The organism is Pseudomonas sp. BJP69 (assembly GCF_007633355.1).
In the GTDB taxonomy this organism is placed as follows: Bacteria; Pseudomonadota; Gammaproteobacteria; order Pseudomonadales; family Pseudomonadaceae; genus Aquipseudomonas; species Aquipseudomonas juntendi.
Genome location: NZ_CP041933.1, coordinates 2,687,059 through 2,707,326 on the forward strand (window position 1 = coordinate 2,687,059; position 20,268 = coordinate 2,707,326).

Annotated in this window: 21 protein-coding genes; 8 read left to right on the forward strand and 13 right to left on the reverse strand. The window is 54.1% G+C overall.

The features are described from left to right. The first annotated feature begins 82 nt into the window (after positions 1-82). Together FPB55_RS12370 and FPB55_RS12375 are read left to right on the forward strand one after the other, a co-directional pair. Entirely contained in the window at positions 83-1,087 is a 1,005-nt protein-coding gene (locus tag FPB55_RS12370) for a hypothetical protein (RefSeq protein WP_029886612.1), read from the forward strand. Between the two features lie 373 nt (positions 1,088-1,460). Next, positions 1,461-1,970: a ProQ/FinO family protein gene (locus tag FPB55_RS12375; protein WP_054889896.1), complete on the forward strand. Its 510-nt coding sequence runs from the start codon at positions 1,461-1,463 to the stop codon at positions 1,968-1,970. A 120-nt stretch (positions 1,971-2,090) separates the two neighbouring features. Here FPB55_RS12375 and FPB55_RS12380 read toward each other — a convergent pair whose 3' ends face one another. The 3 genes from FPB55_RS12380 to FPB55_RS12390 form a co-directional block, all read right to left on the reverse strand. Continuing rightward, entirely contained in the window at positions 2,091-2,279 is a 189-nt protein-coding gene (locus FPB55_RS12380; protein ID WP_029886614.1) for an AbrB/MazE/SpoVT family DNA-binding domain-containing protein, read from the reverse strand. A 156-nt stretch (positions 2,280-2,435) separates the two neighbouring features. Continuing rightward, positions 2,436-3,020 (reverse strand): hypothetical protein, encoded by a 585-nt coding sequence (locus tag FPB55_RS12385; RefSeq protein ID WP_029886615.1) that lies wholly within the window; start codon positions 3,018-3,020, stop codon positions 2,436-2,438. Between the two features lie 121 nt (positions 3,021-3,141). Beyond that, entirely contained in the window at positions 3,142-3,624 is a 483-nt protein-coding gene (locus FPB55_RS12390) for a hypothetical protein (RefSeq protein WP_202981963.1), read from the reverse strand. Positions 3,625-4,191: 567 nt separating this feature from the next. Between FPB55_RS12390 and umuD the strand changes: the two genes are divergently transcribed. Both umuD and umuC read left to right on the forward strand, forming a co-directional pair. Then, on the forward strand, positions 4,192-4,620 hold the full coding sequence (gene umuD / locus FPB55_RS12395) for a translesion error-prone DNA polymerase V autoproteolytic subunit (RefSeq protein WP_029886617.1): 429 nt from the start codon (positions 4,192-4,194) through the stop codon (positions 4,618-4,620). Beyond that, a complete protein-coding gene (gene umuC, locus FPB55_RS12400; protein WP_029886618.1) occupies positions 4,607-5,887 on the forward strand; it encodes a translesion error-prone DNA polymerase V subunit UmuC in 1,281 nt (426 codons plus the stop codon). The genes umuD and umuC overlap by 14 nt, the downstream gene beginning before the upstream one ends. A 144-nt stretch (positions 5,888-6,031) precedes the next feature. On the opposite strand, the gene FPB55_RS12405 is transcribed toward umuC, so the two are convergent. Both FPB55_RS12405 and FPB55_RS12410 read right to left on the reverse strand, forming a co-directional pair. Further along, the gene (locus tag FPB55_RS12405) at positions 6,032-6,496 is read right to left on the reverse strand and encodes a hypothetical protein (protein WP_029886619.1); all 465 of its coding nucleotides are present in this window, start codon (positions 6,494-6,496) and stop codon (positions 6,032-6,034) included. Between the two features lie 178 nt (positions 6,497-6,674). Then, positions 6,675-7,235 (reverse strand): XRE family transcriptional regulator, encoded by a 561-nt coding sequence (locus tag FPB55_RS12410; RefSeq protein WP_029886620.1) that lies wholly within the window; start codon positions 7,233-7,235, stop codon positions 6,675-6,677. Between the two features lie 68 nt (positions 7,236-7,303). Here FPB55_RS12410 and FPB55_RS12415 point away from each other — a divergent pair, with 68 nt between their 5' ends. Next, on the forward strand, positions 7,304-7,828 hold the full coding sequence (locus FPB55_RS12415; RefSeq protein WP_023048458.1) for a GNAT family N-acetyltransferase: 525 nt from the start codon (positions 7,304-7,306) through the stop codon (positions 7,826-7,828). A 29-nt stretch (positions 7,829-7,857) separates the two neighbouring features. On the opposite strand, the gene FPB55_RS12420 is transcribed toward FPB55_RS12415, so the two are convergent. The 8 genes from FPB55_RS12420 to FPB55_RS12455 all read right to left on the reverse strand — a co-directional run bounded on the left by FPB55_RS12420 (position 7,858) and on the right by FPB55_RS12455 (position 17,779). Then, entirely contained in the window at positions 7,858-9,033 is a 1,176-nt protein-coding gene (locus tag FPB55_RS12420; protein WP_023048457.1) for a M20 aminoacylase family protein, read from the reverse strand. A gap of 93 nt (positions 9,034-9,126) precedes the next feature. Then, entirely contained in the window at positions 9,127-9,480 is a 354-nt protein-coding gene (locus FPB55_RS12425; protein WP_010955143.1) for a RidA family protein, read from the reverse strand. Further along, positions 9,455-10,753 carry a D-amino acid dehydrogenase gene (locus FPB55_RS12430; protein ID WP_023048456.1) on the reverse strand — a complete coding sequence of 433 codons (1,299 nt, stop codon included), beginning with the start codon at positions 10,751-10,753 and terminating at the stop codon, positions 9,455-9,457. The genes FPB55_RS12425 and FPB55_RS12430 overlap by 26 nt, the downstream gene beginning before the upstream one ends. A 494-nt stretch (positions 10,754-11,247) precedes the next feature. After that, positions 11,248-12,540: an MFS transporter gene (locus FPB55_RS12435; protein ID WP_104148364.1), complete on the reverse strand. Its 1,293-nt coding sequence runs from the start codon at positions 12,538-12,540 to the stop codon at positions 11,248-11,250. A gap of 498 nt (positions 12,541-13,038) precedes the next feature. Then, entirely contained in the window at positions 13,039-14,229 is a 1,191-nt protein-coding gene (doeA, locus tag FPB55_RS12440) for an ectoine hydrolase DoeA (RefSeq protein ID WP_023048454.1), read from the reverse strand. A gap of 49 nt (positions 14,230-14,278) precedes the next feature. Continuing rightward, positions 14,279-15,271, reverse strand: a complete 993-nt coding sequence (gene eutC, locus FPB55_RS12445; RefSeq protein WP_029886622.1) for an ectoine utilization protein EutC — start codon at positions 15,269-15,271, stop codon at positions 14,279-14,281. A gap of 11 nt (positions 15,272-15,282) precedes the next feature. Further along, on the reverse strand, positions 15,283-16,275 hold the full coding sequence (gene eutB, locus FPB55_RS12450; RefSeq protein WP_010955138.1) for a hydroxyectoine utilization dehydratase EutB: 993 nt from the start codon (positions 16,273-16,275) through the stop codon (positions 15,283-15,285). A 106-nt stretch (positions 16,276-16,381) separates the two neighbouring features. Next, on the reverse strand, positions 16,382-17,779 hold the full coding sequence (locus FPB55_RS12455) for a PLP-dependent aminotransferase family protein (protein ID WP_144189619.1): 1,398 nt from the start codon (positions 17,777-17,779) through the stop codon (positions 16,382-16,384). 246 nt (positions 17,780-18,025) lie between these two features. Between FPB55_RS12455 and ehuB the strand changes: the two genes are divergently transcribed. The 3 genes from ehuB to ehuD all read left to right on the forward strand — a co-directional run bounded on the left by ehuB (position 18,026) and on the right by ehuD (position 20,263). Further along, positions 18,026-18,880 carry an ectoine/hydroxyectoine ABC transporter substrate-binding protein EhuB gene (gene ehuB / locus FPB55_RS12460; RefSeq protein WP_010955136.1) on the forward strand — a complete coding sequence of 285 codons (855 nt, stop codon included), beginning with the start codon at positions 18,026-18,028 and terminating at the stop codon, positions 18,878-18,880. A gap of 70 nt (positions 18,881-18,950) precedes the next feature. Continuing rightward, positions 18,951-19,607 carry an ectoine/hydroxyectoine ABC transporter permease subunit EhuC gene (gene ehuC, locus FPB55_RS12465; protein ID WP_023048451.1) on the forward strand — a complete coding sequence of 219 codons (657 nt, stop codon included), beginning with the start codon at positions 18,951-18,953 and terminating at the stop codon, positions 19,605-19,607. Next, entirely contained in the window at positions 19,607-20,263 is a 657-nt protein-coding gene (ehuD, locus tag FPB55_RS12470) for an ectoine/hydroxyectoine ABC transporter permease subunit EhuD (protein WP_023048450.1), read from the forward strand. The genes ehuC and ehuD overlap by 1 nt, the downstream gene beginning before the upstream one ends. Positions 20,264-20,268 lie beyond the last annotated feature (5 nt).

Genomic DNA, 20,268 nt, shown 5'->3' on the forward strand with positions numbered 1-20,268 from the left:
TCACTTTCGTTGCACATACTAGAAGGTAGATAATGATCGCAATAATCTCTCCAGCGTACTCGGTGAAGGTGGTTTTCCCTCAATGCTTAAATGGCTTTCCTCAATTAGTCGCGATTTTCGCATTCACCTTGACTGGCCGCGTTTCGAGGAATTAGAGCGCTACCGCTATGTCACGGAGGCCTACGATCAATTCCCTACACAAGTGATGGAGGCGGATCTAGCCGAGCGACTGAAGCGCGTTCAAGATGAGGCGGCTGCAAAGTTCAATGCTGATCGTGATCGGCTGGAAGGTGCGGTCGCAGCACTGCAACCCAAAGTCACTGATGCCAAGCGTCTGGTGAGCCTTTTTCAGCGCGACTATCGCGCTGAACTCGAGGCCCTGTACGCAGAAAAAGATCGGCTACGCGGTGAAATGCAACTGACAAGGGAAAAGAAATCATCCGAGTACGACAGCATCGAGGAGTTGCACGAGGAGAAAAAAGATCTGTATAAAAAACGTCACGAGCTTCAGGACGAAATTAACAGCTGGTATGCGCAAGCTAACCGGAGTCGGGTTTTGCTGGGGAAAAAAAATCGAGAGATTCCAAAATACTCGATCTTCGGGATTAGCCAAAATTCATTGCAAAGCGCCAAGAACGACCGGGATGTCGTAATCAAGAAGATCAAGCGGGTGAAAGAGGAAATCGACGAGGCCAACAGTGATATCTATGCCTTGAATAAGGCACTAGAGCAAATGGGTGAGAAATTTGGCCAGACCAAGCAGCGCATCGTAGATACCAAGCGGGATCGGACTGAATTTTTCGATCTGAGAGAGTCAGGTAAGACCTTAAAGGCCCTGAAAAGTGACCAGGACGATTTGGCCTGTGAGCTTGCCAGGTTGCGCACCTCTGCGGTCTCACTCGAAGAAGAGCGGACATATTTCATCCGAGATGCCGAAAACGGGTATGGTGTGCAGGCGCTTCGCACCGAACTGAATAATCGGATTGAAACTCGTGTTGCCCACCTCAGAGCATACGATCTACCCGAACAACAGATGCAGCGTAAGCTGCGACACCGAGAGCAGTGGCTGCGGGAGCACTCGAAGTAGCACTCAAATTCCAAGGTGAGTTACCCCGGCGTTCCCAGAGACGCGATGACTGCTTATAACCGTTAGCTGCCTTTTGCAAAGGACAGCAATGGGTCGATAGCAACCATTCGCGACTGATCGCTATCGACCCGTGCAGTCATTCGCGAGAGATAGCAATCGAGCAGAAGCGGACGTACAGAATGTGGCCGATTGTTGATGGTTGCCATTGGCTGGCTGGAAGATGTCGCGACTAGATCGAGCTGCTGAGGTTCGGTGTAATGCACAGGCTCAAATCCACTGAGCCAGCGGCGATTTATCCTGTTTCAGCTGCTCCCAAGCGCTGAATGGAATATCCTTGCGACACGCAATCAACCTCGAAGCAGTGAATTGAACGATGGGTTTTGAACAACTAGCTGGGCTACGTGACCGCCTGCGTGCTGAAAATGAGCAGGCAAAGGCCGATAGCACTACACACCTTAAACGCAAATCCGCCCCGCAGGCCAAGCCTCGTGTGCAGGATCCGGCGGTGGAAGCGATCTGGCCACTGCAGAAGCATTTTCCATTGGCGTTCCCTGTCAATCCGGCCCCCAAGGTTCCGCTCAAAGAGGGCATTCTCAAAGATGCCGAACAACACCTGGAGCTGCTCGGGATAACCCGCGAGCAGCTCAAGCTTGCCATCTCTACCTGGTGCAGAGGAGCTCGATATTGGGCAAGCATGGTGGAGAATGCGCCGCGCTTGGACTTGAGTGGACAGGCAGCCGGCATCGTGACTGCTGCCCAGGCGATGTACGCGAAGCAGCAGGCTTTGCGGCAACGCAGCCAAGACCGACGAAATCGTGCGAAGTCAAAAGCACCTGTCCCTGCACCCGTTGCCGATGCCGTCGTGGAACAGACTACAGATTGAATGCAGTCGCACCTTGCATAGTGTCGCCACTGGCAAGGCGCGTGAGTAACTGTTGACCTGCGCGCTCGATGGGCGCGCAATCTGCTGGGGCGGACTATCTATATTGGGTCGAAAGCAGTCTCAGGATTTCGAGTCGGTGCCTCGGATTGGCTTTAGCACTATCGATCCATCGACCAGCTCGATGCTCAAAGAGTCACCAAGACCGACGTCCATTGGCGCAAGGATGGCCGGCGGGAGATCGATGATGACGTCCCTGCTGCCGTCGCCTGGATCCTGGCAGATCACAGTCGTTTGCAATGAATCACTCATCAGGCGTTAGCTCCAGTCTCGACAGAAGTAATTACGCGATATCCTACGCCGCAAGTGCGCTACTGGTAGTTGTCGGCCAGTAGCGGTTACTGTGGACTCGGGTCTTCGCGGCACCAGTAAACTGGATGATGTTCAGCAACTGCCCCCTCTTTTGATTTATGGCTCATAAAGGCACCCACCAAGTGGATCAGTCCAGACCAGATCCCCAGTAGCGGGTCGTCTCATAATGTTGTCAAGCTTGGCATCGACGTTACCTTCATGGCGCTCCGCAAACTCAGCCGACTTAGCGAGAGTTATCAAAACTCCTGCTAAATCTGGATACTCGTCAGCTAAGGCCCAGCATTGTTCAGAAAGCGCGCAATTGGCAGGTAAATCATCATTTTCGTCGAGCAACCCCGACAATATGCCGGCAAGTAAAGGTTCACTGGTCTCATCTACGCTCGTCAACCTCTCCACTTGGGCCAGCCAATAGAACTCACTAGCGCTTCCTGGGAGTGAAGAGTCAGAGGGGCCGACTGCGCCGTAATCGTGAATGATCTCGACAACATTACGGTTGCCTTCAGCCGACTGCTGGGCGAGAAAGTTGTGTCCGCATCCTTCGAGAGTAAGGCGATAAAGTCTGTCGCCACGCTCAAACAACATGCTGCTAGAGCCTTGACAAAGGAAAGTTGCTTCTTTCAGCGGCTCTTTTGTGAGGATTTCCTGAAAATGAACACCCTCAAACGCTGGTTCATCGGTCATGCGTACTCCCCAACCTGATTTTTTCAATGGGATATAGCTGAGTAAGAATGAGCACGAGAGCCCATTAGAAGTAATGCCAGTTGGACTAACCTGGCTTATGACCTCCGGCTTGGATGAATTGTTAAATACCGACTCCTGATGCTTCGATCGCCGCTTTTGAGAGGAGGCCAAGGTTGCTTCTGAGGTGAGCTTTTTCCCCTAGCCAATTAGGAATCAAAGCGCCTTGGGCAGCAAAATGCTCAACATGAACCACTGTGATTCTTCCGTCCGTGTAGGCAACTGAGTTGATCATTTTCCAAGCGCCAGGGCGAGCGCGGCGAAATAGATCGTAAGCGGACGCGACATAGTTCAGGCCCGTGCCCAAGCCAAACATGACAATGAGCCGAGTCTCTTCCGGCAGGTCACGGAGAAAGGTAGTTGTGCAGTTAGTCGCGACCGATGTGCCGAACGGGGTACCAATGAACTTGTCCAGCATGCCGCCACCTGATCCTTTCCAAGACGCAGACTTATGGTCATAGCGCTCTACAGTGCAACGAATGAGTGAAGCGAAATGAAAGCGCCCGGACTTATCCGCGATAAGACGATCTACATGTTTCTTCAGCATATCGGACTCGTCGGTGGGGATGAGCCCGACGTGAGCCAGAATTTTGCCCACGTTGAGGCGATTGCCCTTGTACGCAATCTCGTCGTGAGGTTTAGAGGCGAGTGCTCCAGTCTGAGTTGGGCCCTTGGAAAAGCCAAGTACAACAACCTCGGGCTTAGTGCTACCCCATGCCAGAGGGTTTGCTGTAATTCGCCAATCTCCCTCCGCGCGCTTAGATACATCGAATTGTGGCGCAATATCACTATAGCAACGCGAGCAGGAGACTCTGCCGTGACTCGGTAAGCAACTCATCAATCCTCCTAGTACAGCCAAAGTCTGAAGTAGCCGAGAGCCTATAGGACGGACTCCATAAGCACCTAACTACTACGAGGCAGATGCTCGTTGCGGTTGACGTTAACAATTTGCCATCACAGAGTCCACCGTCCGCTCCTGGCCGTTAGCTGCCTTCCGCGAATGGGTCGTTAGAGGTCATTCGTGATCTTGCCACCGTCAGCTTTTCCGGGCTGCGTTGACCAAGTGATGAAAAAGCGCTTAACTGTACAAACATACAGTATAGGCATTTTCTTCATGGTCACGATTCTCGGCCCCCTCGAACCCAGCGGAGCGAAGCTTCCGCTTTTTTCCTTCCATGTCCCTGCGGGCTTTCCATCCCCCGCAGCCGACCACTTGGAAAAGCGCATCTCGCTTGATGAGTTGCTCGACGTCCGGGCTCCGCACATTTATCTGGTGCGTGTAGAGGGCGACTCGATGATCGGTGCCGGCATCTACCCTGGCGACCTCGTGATTGTGGATCGCTCCATCGAGGCGGAGCCAGGCCACATTGTCATCGCCGCAGTGAACTGCGAACCGCTCTGCAAACGCCTGGCTCGAGATGGCAGCCAGGTGGTGCTCAAGTCCGAGAACCCGCGCTACCCATCTCGTTACCTTCTCGAAGGGGAAGAGCTGCAGGTGTGGGGTGTGGTGACCTACAGCGTGCGAAGCCATGACAAAGCCTGAGCGGGTCTTTGCCCTCATCGACTGCAACAGCTTCTACGCGAGCTGTGAGCGTGTGTTCCGCTTCGACCTTCGTTCCAAGCCTGTTGTCGTGCTCAGCAACAACGATGGTTGCGTGATCGCCAGGTCGGCAGACGCGAAGCCCTGGATCAAAATGGGCGAGCCGTATTTCCAGATCAAGGACAAGCTCTGTAAGCACGGCATCGTCGCATGCTCGTCGAACTACGAGCTATATGGCGACATGAGTGAGCGGGTAATGACCGTCATTGAGTCCATGGTGCCGGCGGCAGAGGTCTACAGCATCGACGAGGCGTTCGCCGAGCTCACGGGCATGCCCGGCGATCTCGAGCGCTTGGGCCGGCAGATCCGAGCTGAAGTTTATCGGCGCACAGGCATCCCGGTAGGTGTTGGCATTGCCTCTACGAAGACCCTGGCCAAGCTGGCAAACCACGCTGCCAAGAAATGGCAGAACCACACCGGTGGAGTGGTCGACCTACGCGATGAGGTGAAGCGGAACTGGGTGCTCAAGAAATGCGATGCAGGAGATGTTTGGGGCATTGGCCGTCGTCTCTCCGCTCACTTGGCGGCTATGGATATCCGTACTGCGTGGGAGCTTGCACATGCCGACGCCTGGTCGCTCAGAAAGCAGTTCAGCGTTGTGCTGGAGAAGACTGTACGCGAGCTTGGTGGTACCACCTGCCTGGAGCTAGACGAGCCCGATCCCCCCAAGAAAGAAATTTGCTGCAGTCGTATGTTCGGTACCCGGCTCACTGAGCTGGCCCCTATCAAGGAGGCAATGGCGACCTACACGTCTAGGGCTGCCGAGAAGCTTCGTGCGCAGCAGTCGCTCTGCAAGCGTCTACGCGTGAGCATCCGCACCGGCATGTTCAATCCCGATGAGGCGAAGTATGCCAACGGCGTTCTTGTCGAACTGCCGTACCCAACGGATGACACGCGCTTGCTGACAAAGGCTGCGCAGGAGGGGGTAGAGAGGGTTTACCGGGAGGGCTACCGCTACAGCAAGGCTGAAGTCCTTCTGCTCGACCTCAGCCAGCGTAACGAGATCACAGGTGATCTGTTTGCGGTTGCACAGCCAGTCGCCAGTGAGAGGCTTATGGGCGTGCTTGACGCGGTGAATGGCCGGTGGGGTAGGGGAACGATGCGGTTGGCGAGTGTGCCAGTCGATCCTAGCTGGGGCATGCGCCGGGAGATGATGAGTCAAGGCTTCTCAACGCGTATCGACGAGCTCTGGACGGTTTACCGTAAATGAAGCGTTCTCCCAAGTACGAAGCGCGAATGATCAGTGGGAGTGACCACTGGGAAAGCAGCGCCGCTGTATTGGTAAGCTGGATACTGAGAAATTCCAAGCGTGATGTAGCTTCGTCTCCCGTCTATTGACGAGCCAAAGATCAAGTCAGGTGGTCGGAGTGACAAGGATCGTTTCGAAGTCCTGCAGCGCTTGCTGGAAGTCAGAAACGGCAAAAGACACAGGTTGGAAGCCTGTCATCCATCTCGTTTGCGCTCCTACCTCAAGCCCGCCCGAGACACTCATCCCGAACCGTGCCCAGGTGACGACGCCATCGGCTACGACCTGCTCAACCATGAGCACCGTGCAGTCGAAATCCATGTCGTCCGAGCAAACCAGTAGTGACACAAGTGTCGAGGTGCCGTCTTCACCTGGAATGAATCGGCGCTTCGCTAGCTTTTCTTCATCCTCATCGAGCAGCCAAATCAGCGACAGCCCAAGCGTTGCCGCCTGTTCGTAATCCAAGTGCTGGGCGACCCACTGCTCCACGCCTATGCCATCGACCATCAACCAGGCGCAAGCACTTCGAGAAAACGTGGCCTGATAGCGACCGGCCTTGATGGAGTGGAGCATAGGAGGAAATTCCTTACACAAAGTCGGATCGCTGATCGGAAGACTGGGCCAAGTGGCTAAAGTATCGCCCCATATTGCTCGTGGGTACTATGGGAGCCAGTAGTGACCATGCGAGCAATTTACGAAGGTCGTGGGTTGGCGCTGGAGCTCACGTCAGTGTGGCTGGAGTAGCCTGAGTTCATTGATACAAAAGGTTCAGTAGGTAGCGGCAGCCTTCGTCCTGGTCAGCGATGTAGCTCACTGACCTATCGACCGCAAATTCAAGCACATCACCAGGCTGCATCGAATATCTGTCGTCACCGTACAGCACCTCTAGCGCTCCCTCGAGCAACCAAACTCGCTGATGGTAGGGATTGCTGTGCCATTGAGGGTAATCGACTCGAGTAGCCGGTGGCAGGTCGATTTCGATGAGCTCGCTACTGCTAGAATCCTTCCGTTCCGCGACCTGCCTGTGGATGTAGCCGCTTTGGCTGTCCTGCCAGGTTGGCTGGTCTGCCTGACGTCGCAGAATTGAGTAAGGAAGCGCAGTTTCCTCTGTGAGTAGCTCGGTCAGCGAAACCCCTAAGCCCGCTGCCAGTCGACCCAGAACTGCAGCTGTTGGACTGCTTTCAAGTCGTTCGATTTTCGAGATCATGGCCTTGCTCACGCCTGCCTTCTCGCCAAGCTCGGCCAAGCTCAGGCGCTGTTCCTGACGGAGCGATGAGAGCTGTTTTGCGATGATCTGATCAATCGTCTTCATGTCTTCTCTTTTGCGGAAATCACCTATACGATACGAATCGTATCATATAGTGGATTACTGGAGAGCATATGAACAACCTGGTGCGTTGTACCGAAGAGCGGCATTCAGCCGCGATACTGGAGATTTTCAACCACGCGATTTTGACCTCCACGGCCCTGTACGATTACAAGCATAGGACTGCCGAATCCATGATCGGGTGGTTTGAGGTAAAGCGACGGAACGACTTCCCGGTGGTTGGCGTTGAAGACGATGCCGGGAAGCTTCTCGGTTTCGCCAGTTATGGGACGTTCCGCGCCTGGCCCGCCTCCAAATACAGCGTCGAGCACTCGGTCTACATCCACCATGAATCCCGTGGCAAAGGGCTAGGGAAGCTTCTAATGCAGAAACTCATAGACGAGGCTATCGCACGTGACGTTCACACGATGATAGGAGGGATCGATACCACCAACCGAGGCAGCATCATACTGCATGAACGGCTCGGCTTCGTTGAGGCTGGGGTGATCAAGCAGGCTGCTTTCAAGTTCGGTCAGTGGCTGGATCTGGGTTTTTACCAAAGGATCTTGGAAACACCAGCTTCACCAACCGAGGACTAAATCCTGGCTTCAAGACATGTGATGAACTGCTAGCAATTAGCAACCTTGACCAGGTTGACCCAGTAGGCCGAGCCGGTTGCCAGAATCGAGTCGTTGAAGTCAAATTCAGGCGTGTGAATGTTGGCAGCGTACCCATCATCTCGGCCATTCCCGATCAAAATGTAGGCCCCTGGCACCTCATGAAGCATGAAGGAAAAATCCTCGCCTGCGGTCAGTGGCTTAAGTTCAGTGTTCACACGCCCCTCGCCAACAGTTAGGCCTGCCGCGCTGACAGCCAGCTCGGTTTGGACTGCTGCATTGATCACGGGCGGATATCGCCGCAGGTATTCGAATTCGACTTCGCACCCGTTCGCTGCTGCACATGCCTGAGAGATCTCGGTCATACGTCTCTCAAGCAGGTCACGGGTTTCTGGCAAAAAGCTTCGAGCAGTACCTCGGACAACAACCGACGATGGAATCACGTTCGCTGAGTTGTAGTGGCCGCCGTGCACGTATCCGACGCTGAGCACGGCAGAGTCGGATGGAGCCACATTGCGAGAGATGATCGACTGGATGCCGGTGATGAAGTTCGCTCCTGCGAGCGTTGCATCGGTGGCCAGGTGCGGCATAGAGCCATGGCCACCTGAACCTGAGAAGGTAACCGTCCATGTGTCGCTGGCAGCCATTATGGGGCCTGGGCAGATCGCAAAGTCGCCAGCAGCAATGCCAGGCATGTTATGCATGCCGAACACCATATCGCAGGGGAAAAGCTTGAATAGGCCTTCTTCTATCATCACTCGTCCGCCCCCCTGGCCCTCCTCGGCAGGTTGGAAGATGAAATGGATGATGCCTGGAAAATCTCGATTTAGAGAAAAGTAGCGTGCCGCCCCTAGGAGCATTGCAGTGTGGCCATCATGCCCGCACGCATGCATTTTCCCTTCGTGAATTGATTTGTGGTCACGCAGGGAGTGCTCCTCGATGTTGAGTGCATCGAGATCGGCACGCAGGCCGATGGTGATTCCTGGCGAGCGTCCAACGAGCGTTCCAACGACCCCGGTTTTTGCCAGTCCACGGTGAATCTCCAAGCCCCACTGAGTGAGCCGGTCGGCGATCAGCTGTGAGGTGCGATGTTCTTCGAAAGCGGTTTCGGGATGTTTGTGGATGTCGCGCCTGATAGCGATGAGCTCTTGTTGAAACTCTTTAATGTCGGCAAGCACGTGGTTCATGAGTTTGTTCCTGGATCGATTTAGCGGTGCCCGGCGAGCGCCTCTGACCTGTTACCAGGCTGGATAGGCGCCTGCCGGGTGCGCTTTTAAGCGTCAGGCGATTGCTGCTACTACGGACATCTCAACGAGCAGGCTTGGCTTGAACATAGCCGCCTCAACACAGGCTCGCGCAGGAGCCTGACCTTCCGCGACCCACTCTTCCCAAACCTCGTTCATGGCAGCGAAGTCGGTGGTGATGTCGTTCAGATAGATAGTCACTGTGAGGATTTTCGACTTGTGACTACCGGCCTCCTCAAGAAGCCTGTCAATGTTCGCCAGGGTCTCGGCAGTTTGAGTGCGAATGTCGGCATCGTGGTTGTTCGCCAACTGGCCTGCGAGATAGACGATGCCATTGTGAATAACGGTGTTGCTCAGGCGCTTATTAGAGTGCAGTCGCTGGATTGCCATGATTATGGGCTTCCTTTTGGTTGGAGTAACGGGAGATATCAAGGCCTTTGGCGCTGATCTTTGGCTTTTTTCCTGCCATCAAATCGGCCAGCAATCGACCTGAGCCGCAAGACATCGTCCAGCCTAGAGTCCCGTGGCCGGTATTGAGGAACAGGTTGCGGTATTTTGTTTTACCTACAATCGGAGTACCGTCAGGCGTTGCTGGGCGTAGCCCTGTCCAAAACGTAGCTTTGGTGAGATCCCCACCTTTTGGATAAAGGTCGCCTACAACAAGCTCAAGCGTGTCTCGGCGGCGAGCGTTCAGTGACAGATCGAAGCCCGCTATTTCAGCCATGCCACCAACACGGATTCGATCATCGAAGCGTGTGATAGCGACCTTGTAGGTTTCATCAAGAATGGTTGATGAGGGGGCCATACTTGCATCGGTGATGGGAATCGTAAGGGAGTATCCCTTCAGCGGGTAGATAGGTGCTTGGATGCCCAGCGGCTTTAACATATGGGGGCTGTAACTTCCCAGCGCCAGCACATATTGGTCGGCTACTTCGAGTTTTCCGTCGATCCATACGCCGGAAATAGTATCTCCAGAGCATTCGAGGCGGTCAATATTACATCCAAAACGAAACTCCACGCCAAGCTCTTCGGCCATCTTTGCCAACTTCCGCGTGAACATTTGGCAGTCACCGGTCTGATCATTTGGCAAGCGAAGAGCCCCTGCTAGCTTATCGCGAACACTTGCGAGCGCCGGCTCAGCTTTAGCAATTCCGTCGCGATCAAGTAACTCGAAAGGCACGCCTGACTGTTTCAGGATAGCTATGTCCTTAGCAGCATTATCTACTTGAGCTTGAGTGCGGAACAGTTGCGTAGTTCCGAGTTGGCGAGCCTCGTAAGATATACCAGTCTCAGCCCTGAGTTCATCCAGGCAGTCTCGGCTATATTCGGAAATTCGAACCATCCGTTCTTTGTTGACTGCATAGCTTGCCGGATTACAGTTACGCAACATCTGGATCATCCAACGATACTGATCCAGGCTAGACGTTGGCTTGATCGCTAAAGGTGCGTGTTGCTGAAGCATCCATCTAATGGCCTTCAATGGCACTCCAGGGGCTGCCCAAGGTGAGGCATACCCCGGAGAAACCTGCCCTGCGTTTGCGAAGCTTGTTTCCATCGCGGGGCCGTCTTGGCGATCTACCACGACGACTTCAAACCCTTCTCGAGCGAGGTAGTAGGCACTGACAGTTCCGACGACGCCGCTACCAAGTATCAGTACACGCATTCCAGGCACCTCGTAATTTAAAATTCTTTGTTCTTCTCGCAGTGCGCGATGCGGCCAGTGTAACCAGATGCCAAAAGTGAATTTCGCTGAATAAATAACGTAGCTCAGCTAAAACGCTTAGAATCACTGAAAATCACAAGCAATCTTTCGGATGTATTTTGCCGCCCCCAGTGGATTATGTTGCCGGCAACTATATGATTGATGAAATACTGCGTTATGACGCGAAAGAGAGGGCAATAACGTTTAATCCCTGCGCGCCTTGAGCTTTTTCCGTTGGTAAACTGCGCTTTACCGCACAGCTTTGATTAAGGGCAAGAGATAGCGAAGACACTGTTATCAGGGCCAGATGCCAAGAGGTGAGATAAGAATAAAAAGGAAGGGTGGAGCGCTGCTGCTTATATCGACGTAGCCGGTCGGCTTGCCCGGAGGAATGGAGCTTCGCAACAGCCTGGGTGCTGATTAGCACCCAGGCTCTATACCATCTGCCTATTAGGTTATTTTGCCCCAGGTATTCCATCCCCGCGAATCGAGCAACCTTTAGTCTCGATCACAAAGAACAACGCAATAATCCCAAGTGCTGATGCAACCATGATGTAGTAGGCAGGTGCGTCAGGTGAACCGAGGAATTTAATAAATTGATCGCATACCAGTGGTGTTGTTCCGCCAAAAATAGATGCCGAAATGTTGTAAACGATGGCCAGCGCCGCATACCGGATTTGGGTTGGAAACATTGCCGGGAACATAGCGGAAATGGTGGCAAGCTGAGGGACAAAAAACGCTCCTAGCACTGCAAATCCTATCATTGACCCCGTCAGCCCTGTAGACATGAGCTTGAACATTGGAATCGCTAAAATGAAAAGACCTATAAGCGAGAAGAACCACATTTTTTTGAAGCCGACCACATCTGAGATTCGCCCCGCAAATGGTATGAACATCATCATGGCCAACATTCCAACCAGAGGCGCAAGCAATGACATGTTCTCGCTCGCCCCAACTTCCTTGTGCATGTAGGTCGGCATGTATGCCAGCAGGATATAATAAGTTATGTTCAGTGCTGCTACCAAAACCCCTAGCGACAATGCTGCCTTTTTGTATTTCCCAAAAATTTCAGCAATAGAAGTCTTCGGTCGAACAGGCTCGCTTGCCATCTTCTTTTCGAGCTCTAGAAACACAGGGGTGTCTTCGATCCTGGTGCGCAAATAGACCGCGATGACGCCCAGAGGAGCTGCGATCAGGAATGGAACGCGCCACCCCCACTCGTACATGGCGGCATCTCCAATGACGACCGATACGCTCAAGGTCACCAAAGCGCCGAGTGAAAAACCTGCGAGGGAGCCAAACTCCAGGAAGCTACCGTAAAAACCTCGCCGCTTGTCAGGCGCGTATTCCGCTAGAAAAGTAGCTGCTCCACCGTACTCACCGCCAGTTGAGAAACCTTGGATGAGCCTCAGCGCGATAAGCGCTACAGGTGCTATCCAGCCTACCGATTGATAAGTAGGCAGGATGCCAATAATAAATGTTGCTACAGACATCATTAGGACAGTCATGGCCAGCACACGCTTGCGGCCAATTCGGTCACCTAGCGGCCCCCAAAACATACCGCCAAGTGGTCGAATGAGGAACGAGATAGCGAATGTTGCCAGGCCGAAGTAAAGGGCTTCAGATTGAGAGCCAGGAAACAAGGCGGCTGAGATGAAGGTGAGCCCGTAAGCATAGATTCCGTAATCGAACCATTCCGTCGCGTTGCCTAATGCAGCTGCGACCACGGCTTTGCGAGGCATGCTCATGTTCAAGCTTTTTATTGTGCTCGAAGAAATGGTTGAAGCTGGATGCGTACTAATAGACATAATTTACCACTTTTCTTAGGTAAGACGAACTGGCTAGTCAGGCTTGAATGCACATGGCCAAATGACCAACTGCTGATCTGCGCTTTATCGCGAAGCCGATTTTTGATTTCGATAATAGTTGGCAGTTATGCAAGAAGTCGCTGTAGGGCATGTTGTCACCTTTTTTTGTTATCTGTCTTTTAGCGCTTGAGCAGGAGGTCTACGCCACCAGCCCAGTCTGGGGTATTACTTCTATTCAGCGTCGTCCTTGATAAGTTTCAGGCGTTAGGCACAGGTTGACTCGCTCCCTGGGGAACAATCAACTTTCAACCTCTTCAAGGCTGCGTGCTTATTTTGTAAAACAAAGGAGTGGCTGGAGTGATGGTGCTTTAAGGCACCATCACATTGTCGCTGAAGATAGCCGTGGCACTATAACTCCAGCGACTTGCAAACTTTTCGTCAGTCCTTGACGAAAAGCTTGCGAGGAGTCGAGCAGAACGTCTCGACCCCAGTATCAGTGATCAGGATGCTCTCGGTAATCTCGAGCCCCCAATCATCCATCCATAGGCCAGGCATGAAGTGGAAGGTCATACCAGGTTTGAGCACGCTGTTGTCGCTCGGGCGCAGGCTCATGGTGCGCTCGCCCCAATCTGGTGGATAGCTGATACCGATTGGGTAACCGCAACGGCTGTCCTTGTGGATATCGAACTTCTCAAGCACGCCGAAGAAGGCACGTGCGATATCACCAGTGGTGTTGCCAGGCTTGGCGGCCTCGAGGCCGGCAGCGATACCTTCGACGACTGCTTTCTCGCCGTCGATGAAATGCTGCGGTGGCTTGCCCAGGTAAACAGTTCGGGACAGCGGGCAGTGATAGCGCTTGTAGCAGCCGGCGATTTCGAAGAAGGTGCCGGCGCCGACCTTGAATGGAGAGTCATCCCAGGTCAGGTGTGGGGCGCTAGCGTCTGCTCCGGTAGGAAGCAGCGGCACGATGGCCGGGTAGTCCCCGCCATAGCCATCGACACCGAGAATGCCACTGGCATAGATGTCAGCAACCAGCTCGTTCTTCCGCATGCCGGGCTCAATGCGTTCCAAGATGCGGTCATGCATCTTTTCGACGATTCGAGCAGCCACACGCATGTAGGAAATTTCTTGCTGGGACTTCACCGCACGCTGCCAGTTTACGAGCGCGTTCGCGTTGACGAACTTGGCCTTGGGCAGATGCTGCTGCAGTGCCAGGTATGCAGCAGCGCTGAAGTAGTAGTTGTCCAGCTCAACGCCGATAGTGAGCGAATCCCAGCCACGCGCCTGGATCACCTCTTTGCAGAGGTAGTCCATTGGGTGCCGTTCAGTCGACTGAACGTAGATATCGGGGTAGCCGACAATGTTGTCTTGCTTCATGAAGACAGTACGTCGAGCGCCGTTAGCGTCTTGGTTGCGGCCATACCAAACAGGCTCACCTTCCATGGCCAGCAGTACGCACTGGTGGACGTAGAACGACCAACCGTCGTAGCCGGTCAGCCAAGCCATGTTCGAAGGGTCAGTAACCAGCAGCAGCTCAATGTTCCTAGCCTGCATTTCTGCACGGACTTTGGCGATACGCTGGGCGTACTCCTCCCGTGTAAACGGAAGGTTCACAACAATTTCAGACATGATCGATCCCTCATGATTGGGGTATGGTTTTATTGTGTTGCCTGGTGATTCAGTTGTTGTAGAGCAAGCCTTTGCCTGTGCTGATTGCTCTGGAAAAAGCCAGGTTCGCAATCGCTGTGTCCTGAACGCCTGTGCCGGTGAGATCGCAAAGAGTTACGTCGGTTGGAGTCAACCTTCCGACGCGATCTCCAAGGATCACCTGACCCAGTTCGGCGTACACACGAAGGTCTTGTGCAACACCAGCGTTGATCGCGTGATGGAGTTCTCCAAGTGTTGCCGTCTGGCTGACTCGATCCGCAACGTAGTGATCGACTGCTGCTACTACCTCAGGAGCAACCTCGTTTTTGTGTTCAGTGTCTGCCCCCATAGCCGTGATATGGAGACCGGGCCGCAAGTGCCTGCGATGTAAAATTGGTTGATTGCTTGGCGTGCAGGTGACTGCAATGTCAGCGCTCGACATTGCTTCATCGACCGACTCTGCGGCAGTGGCTTCCAGGCCGTAGAGGCTCGATAGCTGCAAGGCCAGTTGCTGCGCTTTTGCGGAACTCCTAGCCCATACCCGAACTCGCTTGATATCCCGCACAAGAAGGAGCGCTTTGAGTTGAAGCTCGGCCTGTTCTCCTGCACCAAGAAGGGCAACCTCTTCACTGTCCTGGCGGGCGAGCCAACGTGCAGCCACAGCCCCAGCAGCTGCTGTCCTAACGGCAGTGAGGTATCCGTTGTCGAGTAGGAGCGCCTGGAGAAGTCCAGTGCGTCCAGAGAGCAGCATCATCATGCCGTTCAGACTTGGTAGGCCTAGACCAGGATTGTTGAAGAAGCCTGGACTGACCTTGATAGCGAAATTCTCAAGGTCTGGCAGGTAAGCGGTTTTGACGTCCACCTCGCCATTGTGCTCGGAGATGTCTAACCGGAGGATTGGCGGCATGACCACTTTGCCTCTGGCCAGCGATGCAAATGCGTTTTCCACTACATCGATACTGTCTGTATCGAGCGTTACGCACTCACGGATTTCGCGTTGGTTAAGCAGAAGGACTTCGCTCACATGGCACCTCTTTAAGCACGTGCTGGGCGGCGGTCGCGCACAGCTTCCAGGATGATGCGTTGGTGTTGAGCCATGTCGACATTCCCACCGCTCACGACGATCACGATTGGCCCTTGAGCTTCAACCTGCCTGGTAAGCAGAGCTGCGATACCTACCGCTCCCGCTCCCTCAATGACGAGCCGTTCTTCTAAGTAGGCATGGAGCATCGCATCCGCGATTGAGTCTTCATTGAGCAAAATCACTCGGTCGATGAATCGACGGGTGAGTTCAAATGTGTATTGGTTTCGCAGACCAATTCCGCCACCGAGCGAGTCGGCCAGCGTGGCTACTTCCTCAACATTCACGGGCTTTCCAGCCTCGAGGCTCTGTGCCATTGCTGCGCCAAGCCTCATGCTCACACCATGGGTTTTCACCTGAGGAAGTAGTGCTTTGAGCGCCAAGGACACGCCGGAGAAAAGTCCTCCACCCGAAAGCGGTATGAGTACCTGCGAAACGGAAGGGAGTTGCTCAGCGATCTCCAGACCCAAAGTGGCTTGGCCTGCAATTACGTCCTGGTGATCGAAAGGAGGGATGAAGGTAAGGCCCTCTTCTTGAGCAAGACGGGCAGCTTCGAACTGAGCATCGTCTTGAGAGTTACCAACCACCTGCACGGCGGCGCCCAGCGCACGAATCGCAGCCACCTTGTTGGATGGGACAAGCCTTGAAAGGCACACGGTAGCGCGAACGCCGGCGGCAGCTGCGGCATAGGAAAGGGCACGACCATGATTGCCCGTTGAAGCGGTTACTACTCCCAGAGCACGCTGTTGAGAGGTAAGGCCCGCAATCGCGTTCGTGGCCCCTCTCAGCTTGAAGCTACCAGTCGCCTGGTGGCATTCCAGCTTGAGGTACACGGGCACTTTCATGAAGTCGGAGAGGCTTGGAGAGAGCTCCATTCGCGTTTCGCGCACCAGGTGCTTAATGCGATCCCGGGCGATGAGGGCCTCTCGAACTGTCACTGCCGGCATGGTAGACCACCGAACGATTGTTTTTTTAGAGTCTACGAGCCGCTGATTGTCATAATGAATGTACTAGGGCAATCCGGTGGCGTTTTTTCAGATTTGTGTCAAACGGTCAGAAGTCATGGACTCCTGGGTATTGTTCAAAAGTCATCCGCATGGTTTTCAGGGCCTGGGATAGCTCGCTTTCACTCGTTTCAGCGCCGATGCAAAGCCGGATGCCGCGTGCTGGGGTCACCCCCCGAACGGTGAACGGCTCCGGTGACGTAACCGCAATATGCTGTTGTCGTAGTGCGCGCACCAGGCTGGAAACATCCCAATGTGCTGGCACATTCAGCCAAGCGTTTAACGAATGAGGGCGATGGCAATAGAGGTAGCGCCCCATCTCGTCTGCTACCAGCTTCTGGCGTGTCTCTAGGAGCCTTCGCTGCAATTGGATCAATGTGTCGGCCCTCCCATCCATAATCCACCGTGCGGCAACCTCGGCAAGCATGGGGGCTGCCATCCAGCTCGTCACGCGAAGGATGCTTTCTGTTCGCAGCGCCAGTCGTTTAGGTACTTTGAGGAACCCGATTCGTAGCCCAGTCAGAACTGACTTCGTCATGCTGGTGCAGTAAAACGAGAGCTCGGGGGCATATGAGCTGATTGGAGGGCCTTCGTATTGGTTAAGCAGGGGGCCGTAGACGTCATCCTCAATAATGTGGACACCGAAGCGACGAGCGATGGAGGCTATCTCTTTCCTGCGGCTATTGGGCATCAACGCGCTGGTCGGGTTATTAAGGTTCGGCGTGCATACCAGGGCCGTAACGCGCTCGTTGCTGCAGATGTCCTCAAAGTGCTCGGGATCAATCCCGTCACGATCAGTGTCTAGGCCTTTCAGATTGAAGCCGAGGACTTGAGAGTTCCCAATGACACCGTGATCGGTCATGCCTTCACAGAGCACCAGGTCATCAGGGCCTGCAAGGGAGGCCAGCGCCAGGAATAGCCCGTGGGCCGCCCCATTTGTGATCAACACATCTTCTCGAGCCAGCCCTGGCAAGCCAAGACGCCCAAGCCAATGACAGGCGGCATCACGATGAGCATCGAAGCCCGCTACAGGTCGGCACAGTCGGATCCAGCTTTGATCGACCTCATTAGCAAGCTCGGCGCATGTTTCTCGCCAGTACCTGTCATGCTCTGGGGTGTGAATGATTCGGGCGGTGGATAGATCGACGAGTGCGCGCTCGGGAGCATCGAGAATGTAGCTTGCTACACGGTCACTCATTCGCCGAGAAACGAAACTCCCGCGACCCACTTCGCACCTTACTAGCCCTTGGCGCTCGAGTTCCTTGTAGGCGTTTGTCACGGTTTGGACACTGATCCCCAAGGCATCGGCAACCTGCCGTTGAGGTGGCAGGCGCTGATCATCCGCCAGCTTATGCTGCTCGATGTCCGAGCTGATCGCTTGGACAAGAATCTTGTACTTGGACTCGCCGCCACGGGCGTGCTCAACCGCTTCCCGCCATTTTTCCATCATCGCTATGCTTGCTCCTAAGCCACGGCCTACAGCATGGACGTTACAACATGTTGAGATCAATTGTCCTAGTGCAATGCTCGTCACGGAAAGCCTTTTGTATGCTCATCTCACGCTTCCGAGGAAGGCTTGGGTCTTCTTCAAGCTACCGCTATCAATTCCAAAAATAGCGGCGCTGCAGCGTGATCTTCTATCTGCCCAAAACTCCGCGCCACGCGGGCCAATTACAATAGAGGGAGATTTTTGATGAACTTGGTCACTTCGCTTTCCGCAGTCGCTCAACGCCTGACCCTGGCGTGTGCCATTGCGAGCATCGCCGTATCCGCACACGCAGCTACAACCCTCGACTCTCTCAAAGAGCAGGGCAGTGTTCGGATTGGCTATGCCAACGAAACGCCTTTCGCCTATACCGGAACCGATGGAAAAGTCACGGGCGAGTCGCCTGAAATCGCCACCGCGATTTTCAAGCAGTTGGGGATCAAGGACGTCAATGGTGTACTCACCGAATGGGGATCGCTGATTCCTGGCCTGCGAGCTGGTCGTTTCGATGCTATCGCAGCCGGCATGTACATCACTCCAGCCCGCTGCAAGCAGGTCTTGTTCACCGACCCTCACTACCAGCTCCCTGACGCGCTCCTGGTGCCGAAAGGCAATCCCAAGGAGCTGTTCAGCTACGAAGATGTCGCAAAGAACCCAGAAGTGAAGCTGGCCATTATGGCGGGCACCGTGGAGCTCCAGTACGCCCGTGACTCTGGCGTGAAAGACGAACAAATCCTCCAGGTTCCAGATACCACGGCTCAGCTGCAGGCAGTTCGTGCCAAGCGGGCAGATGCTGCTGTAGGCACACAGCTCACGATGAAAGGGCTCGCGGCCAAAGGCGGTGATTCGGTAGAGGCCATGACCGACTTCAAAGATGACCCTTCCCATATCGGCTACGGTGCCTTGGCCTTCAGACCGGAAGACAAGGAGCTTCGTGACCAGGTCAATGCCCAGCTCAAGAAATGGCTCGGTAGTGAAGAACACCTGAAAACAGTGGCGCCATTCGGATTCGACAAGAGCAACCTCACTACGAAAACAGCTGCGGAGCTCTGCGGGCAGTAACACTGCATCCAAATCGGCGCGTCAAACCCACTGCCGCGCCTTTGGCTGATTTAACGTGAGGTAGAGTCAAATGGCAGATTTACTACCACTTATGCTCCAGGGCGCATGGGTTACCCTGCAGATCACCTTCTTCGGATCTCTCCTGGCCATCGTTGCAGCGACCCTGGCGGCACTCGGCAAAATGTCGACATGGAGACCGCTCCGCTGGTTTTGCGTCGTCTACATTGAGATCTTTCGGGGTACGTCGCTGCTCGTTCAATTGTTCTGGCTCTTCTTCGTCCTTCCGCTTCCTCCATTCAATCTCGAGCTGAGCCCCTACACCGTCGCAATCGTTGGCCTTGGGCTACATATTGGCGCTTATGGTGCAGAGATAATGCGCGGCGCGATTAATTCGGTAGCTAAAGGTCAATATGAAGCTTGCACAGCACTTAACTTTGGCCCATTCACACGCTTTCGTCGCATCATTTTGCCGCAAGCCCTGCTCGCAGCGATGGGGCCTGGAACTAATCTGCTGATCGAGCTGTTGAAAAACACATCCCTTGTTTCCCTTATAACGCTTGCAGATTTGAGCTTCAGGGCGCGCCAACTCGATCAGGCTACATTCGAGACTCTCAAGGTCTTCGCCCTAGCGCTGCTCATGTACTTCGTAATGGCCCAAGCGATTAACTTGGCAATGCGGCGTTTAGAGCGACATCTGGCCCGTGGTCGTGTCCAAGGGAGCCTGTGATGAATTTCTTCGACTGGAACTATGCAATACAGCTCTTGCCCGAATTGTTCCGGGCAGCTCTTAACACAATCGGCGTCACGTTGCTGGGCTTTGCAATCGCTATCGTTCTTGGACTGTTCCTCGCCATTGGCAGACGCAGCGCAAGAATATGGATCTCTTGGCCAATAGGTGGGGTGATCGAATTTATCCGCAGTACACCTTTACTGATCCAAGTTTATTTTCTTTATTACGTTCTGCCTAACTACGGCGTTAGCCTGACAGCAATGCAAGTAGGCGTGCTAGGCATTGGTCTACACTACGCCTGCTATCTGGCAGAGGTATATCGAAGCGGCCTTGATGCGGTTCCGCGAGGCCAATGGGAAGCAGTGACAGCACTCAACATGAGTCCTTCGCTTGCCTATCGAAACATCATTTTACCCCAAGCTCTCCGTCCGATTTTGCCACCGGTTGGCAACTACCTGGTTGCGATGCTGAAAGATACACCTGTGCTTTCAGCTATCACTGTCGTTGAGATCATGCAGCAAGCAAAGAACATCGGCTCTGAGACGTTCCGATATCTTGAGCCCATCACCATGGTAGGCGTGTTCTTCCTTGTTCTGAGTATTGTTCTGGCTTATTTGGTACGCCGCGTTGAAGCGCGCTTGGAGCAAAAATAATGACC

Coding starts and splice junctions, on each gene's coding strand:
- ehuB (WP_010955136.1), top strand. CDS start 18,026: ATGAACTTGGTCACTTCGCTTTCCGCAGTCGCTCAACGCCTGACCCTG.
- eutB (WP_010955138.1), bottom strand. CDS start 16,275: ATGCCGGCAGTGACAGTTCGAGAGGCCCTCATCGCCCGGGATCGCATT.
- FPB55_RS12390 (WP_202981963.1), bottom strand. CDS start 3,624: ATGCTGAAGAAACATGTAGATCGTCTTATCGCGGATAAGTCCGGGCGC.
- FPB55_RS12380 (WP_029886614.1), bottom strand. CDS start 2,279: ATGAGTGATTCATTGCAAACGACTGTGATCTGCCAGGATCCAGGCGAC.
- ehuC (WP_023048451.1), top strand. CDS start 18,951: ATGGCAGATTTACTACCACTTATGCTCCAGGGCGCATGGGTTACCCTG.
- FPB55_RS12415 (WP_023048458.1), top strand. CDS start 7,304: ATGAACAACCTGGTGCGTTGTACCGAAGAGCGGCATTCAGCCGCGATA.
- FPB55_RS12435 (WP_104148364.1), bottom strand. CDS start 12,540: ATGAGCATGCCTCGCAAAGCCGTGGTCGCAGCTGCATTAGGCAACGCG.
- umuC (WP_029886618.1), top strand. CDS start 4,607: ATGACAAAGCCTGAGCGGGTCTTTGCCCTCATCGACTGCAACAGCTTC.
- FPB55_RS12455 (WP_144189619.1), bottom strand. CDS start 17,779: ATGGAAAAATGGCGGGAAGCGGTTGAGCACGCCCGTGGCGGCGAGTCC.
- FPB55_RS12410 (WP_029886620.1), bottom strand. CDS start 7,235: ATGAAGACGATTGATCAGATCATCGCAAAACAGCTCTCATCGCTCCGT.
- FPB55_RS12420 (WP_023048457.1), bottom strand. CDS start 9,033: ATGAACCACGTGCTTGCCGACATTAAAGAGTTTCAACAAGAGCTCATC.
- FPB55_RS12375 (WP_054889896.1), top strand. CDS start 1,461: ATGGGTTTTGAACAACTAGCTGGGCTACGTGACCGCCTGCGTGCTGAA.
- FPB55_RS12425 (WP_010955143.1), bottom strand. CDS start 9,480: ATGGCAATCCAGCGACTGCACTCTAATAAGCGCCTGAGCAACACCGTT.
- FPB55_RS12430 (WP_023048456.1), bottom strand. CDS start 10,753: ATGCGTGTACTGATACTTGGTAGCGGCGTCGTCGGAACTGTCAGTGCC.
- ehuD (WP_023048450.1), top strand. CDS start 19,607: ATGAATTTCTTCGACTGGAACTATGCAATACAGCTCTTGCCCGAATTG.
- umuD (WP_029886617.1), top strand. CDS start 4,192: ATGGTCACGATTCTCGGCCCCCTCGAACCCAGCGGAGCGAAGCTTCCG.
- FPB55_RS12370 (WP_029886612.1), top strand. CDS start 83: ATGCTTAAATGGCTTTCCTCAATTAGTCGCGATTTTCGCATTCACCTT.
- doeA (WP_023048454.1), bottom strand. CDS start 14,229: ATGTCTGAAATTGTTGTGAACCTTCCGTTTACACGGGAGGAGTACGCC.
- FPB55_RS12405 (WP_029886619.1), bottom strand. CDS start 6,496: ATGCTCCACTCCATCAAGGCCGGTCGCTATCAGGCCACGTTTTCTCGA.
- FPB55_RS12385 (WP_029886615.1), bottom strand. CDS start 3,020: ATGACCGATGAACCAGCGTTTGAGGGTGTTCATTTTCAGGAAATCCTC.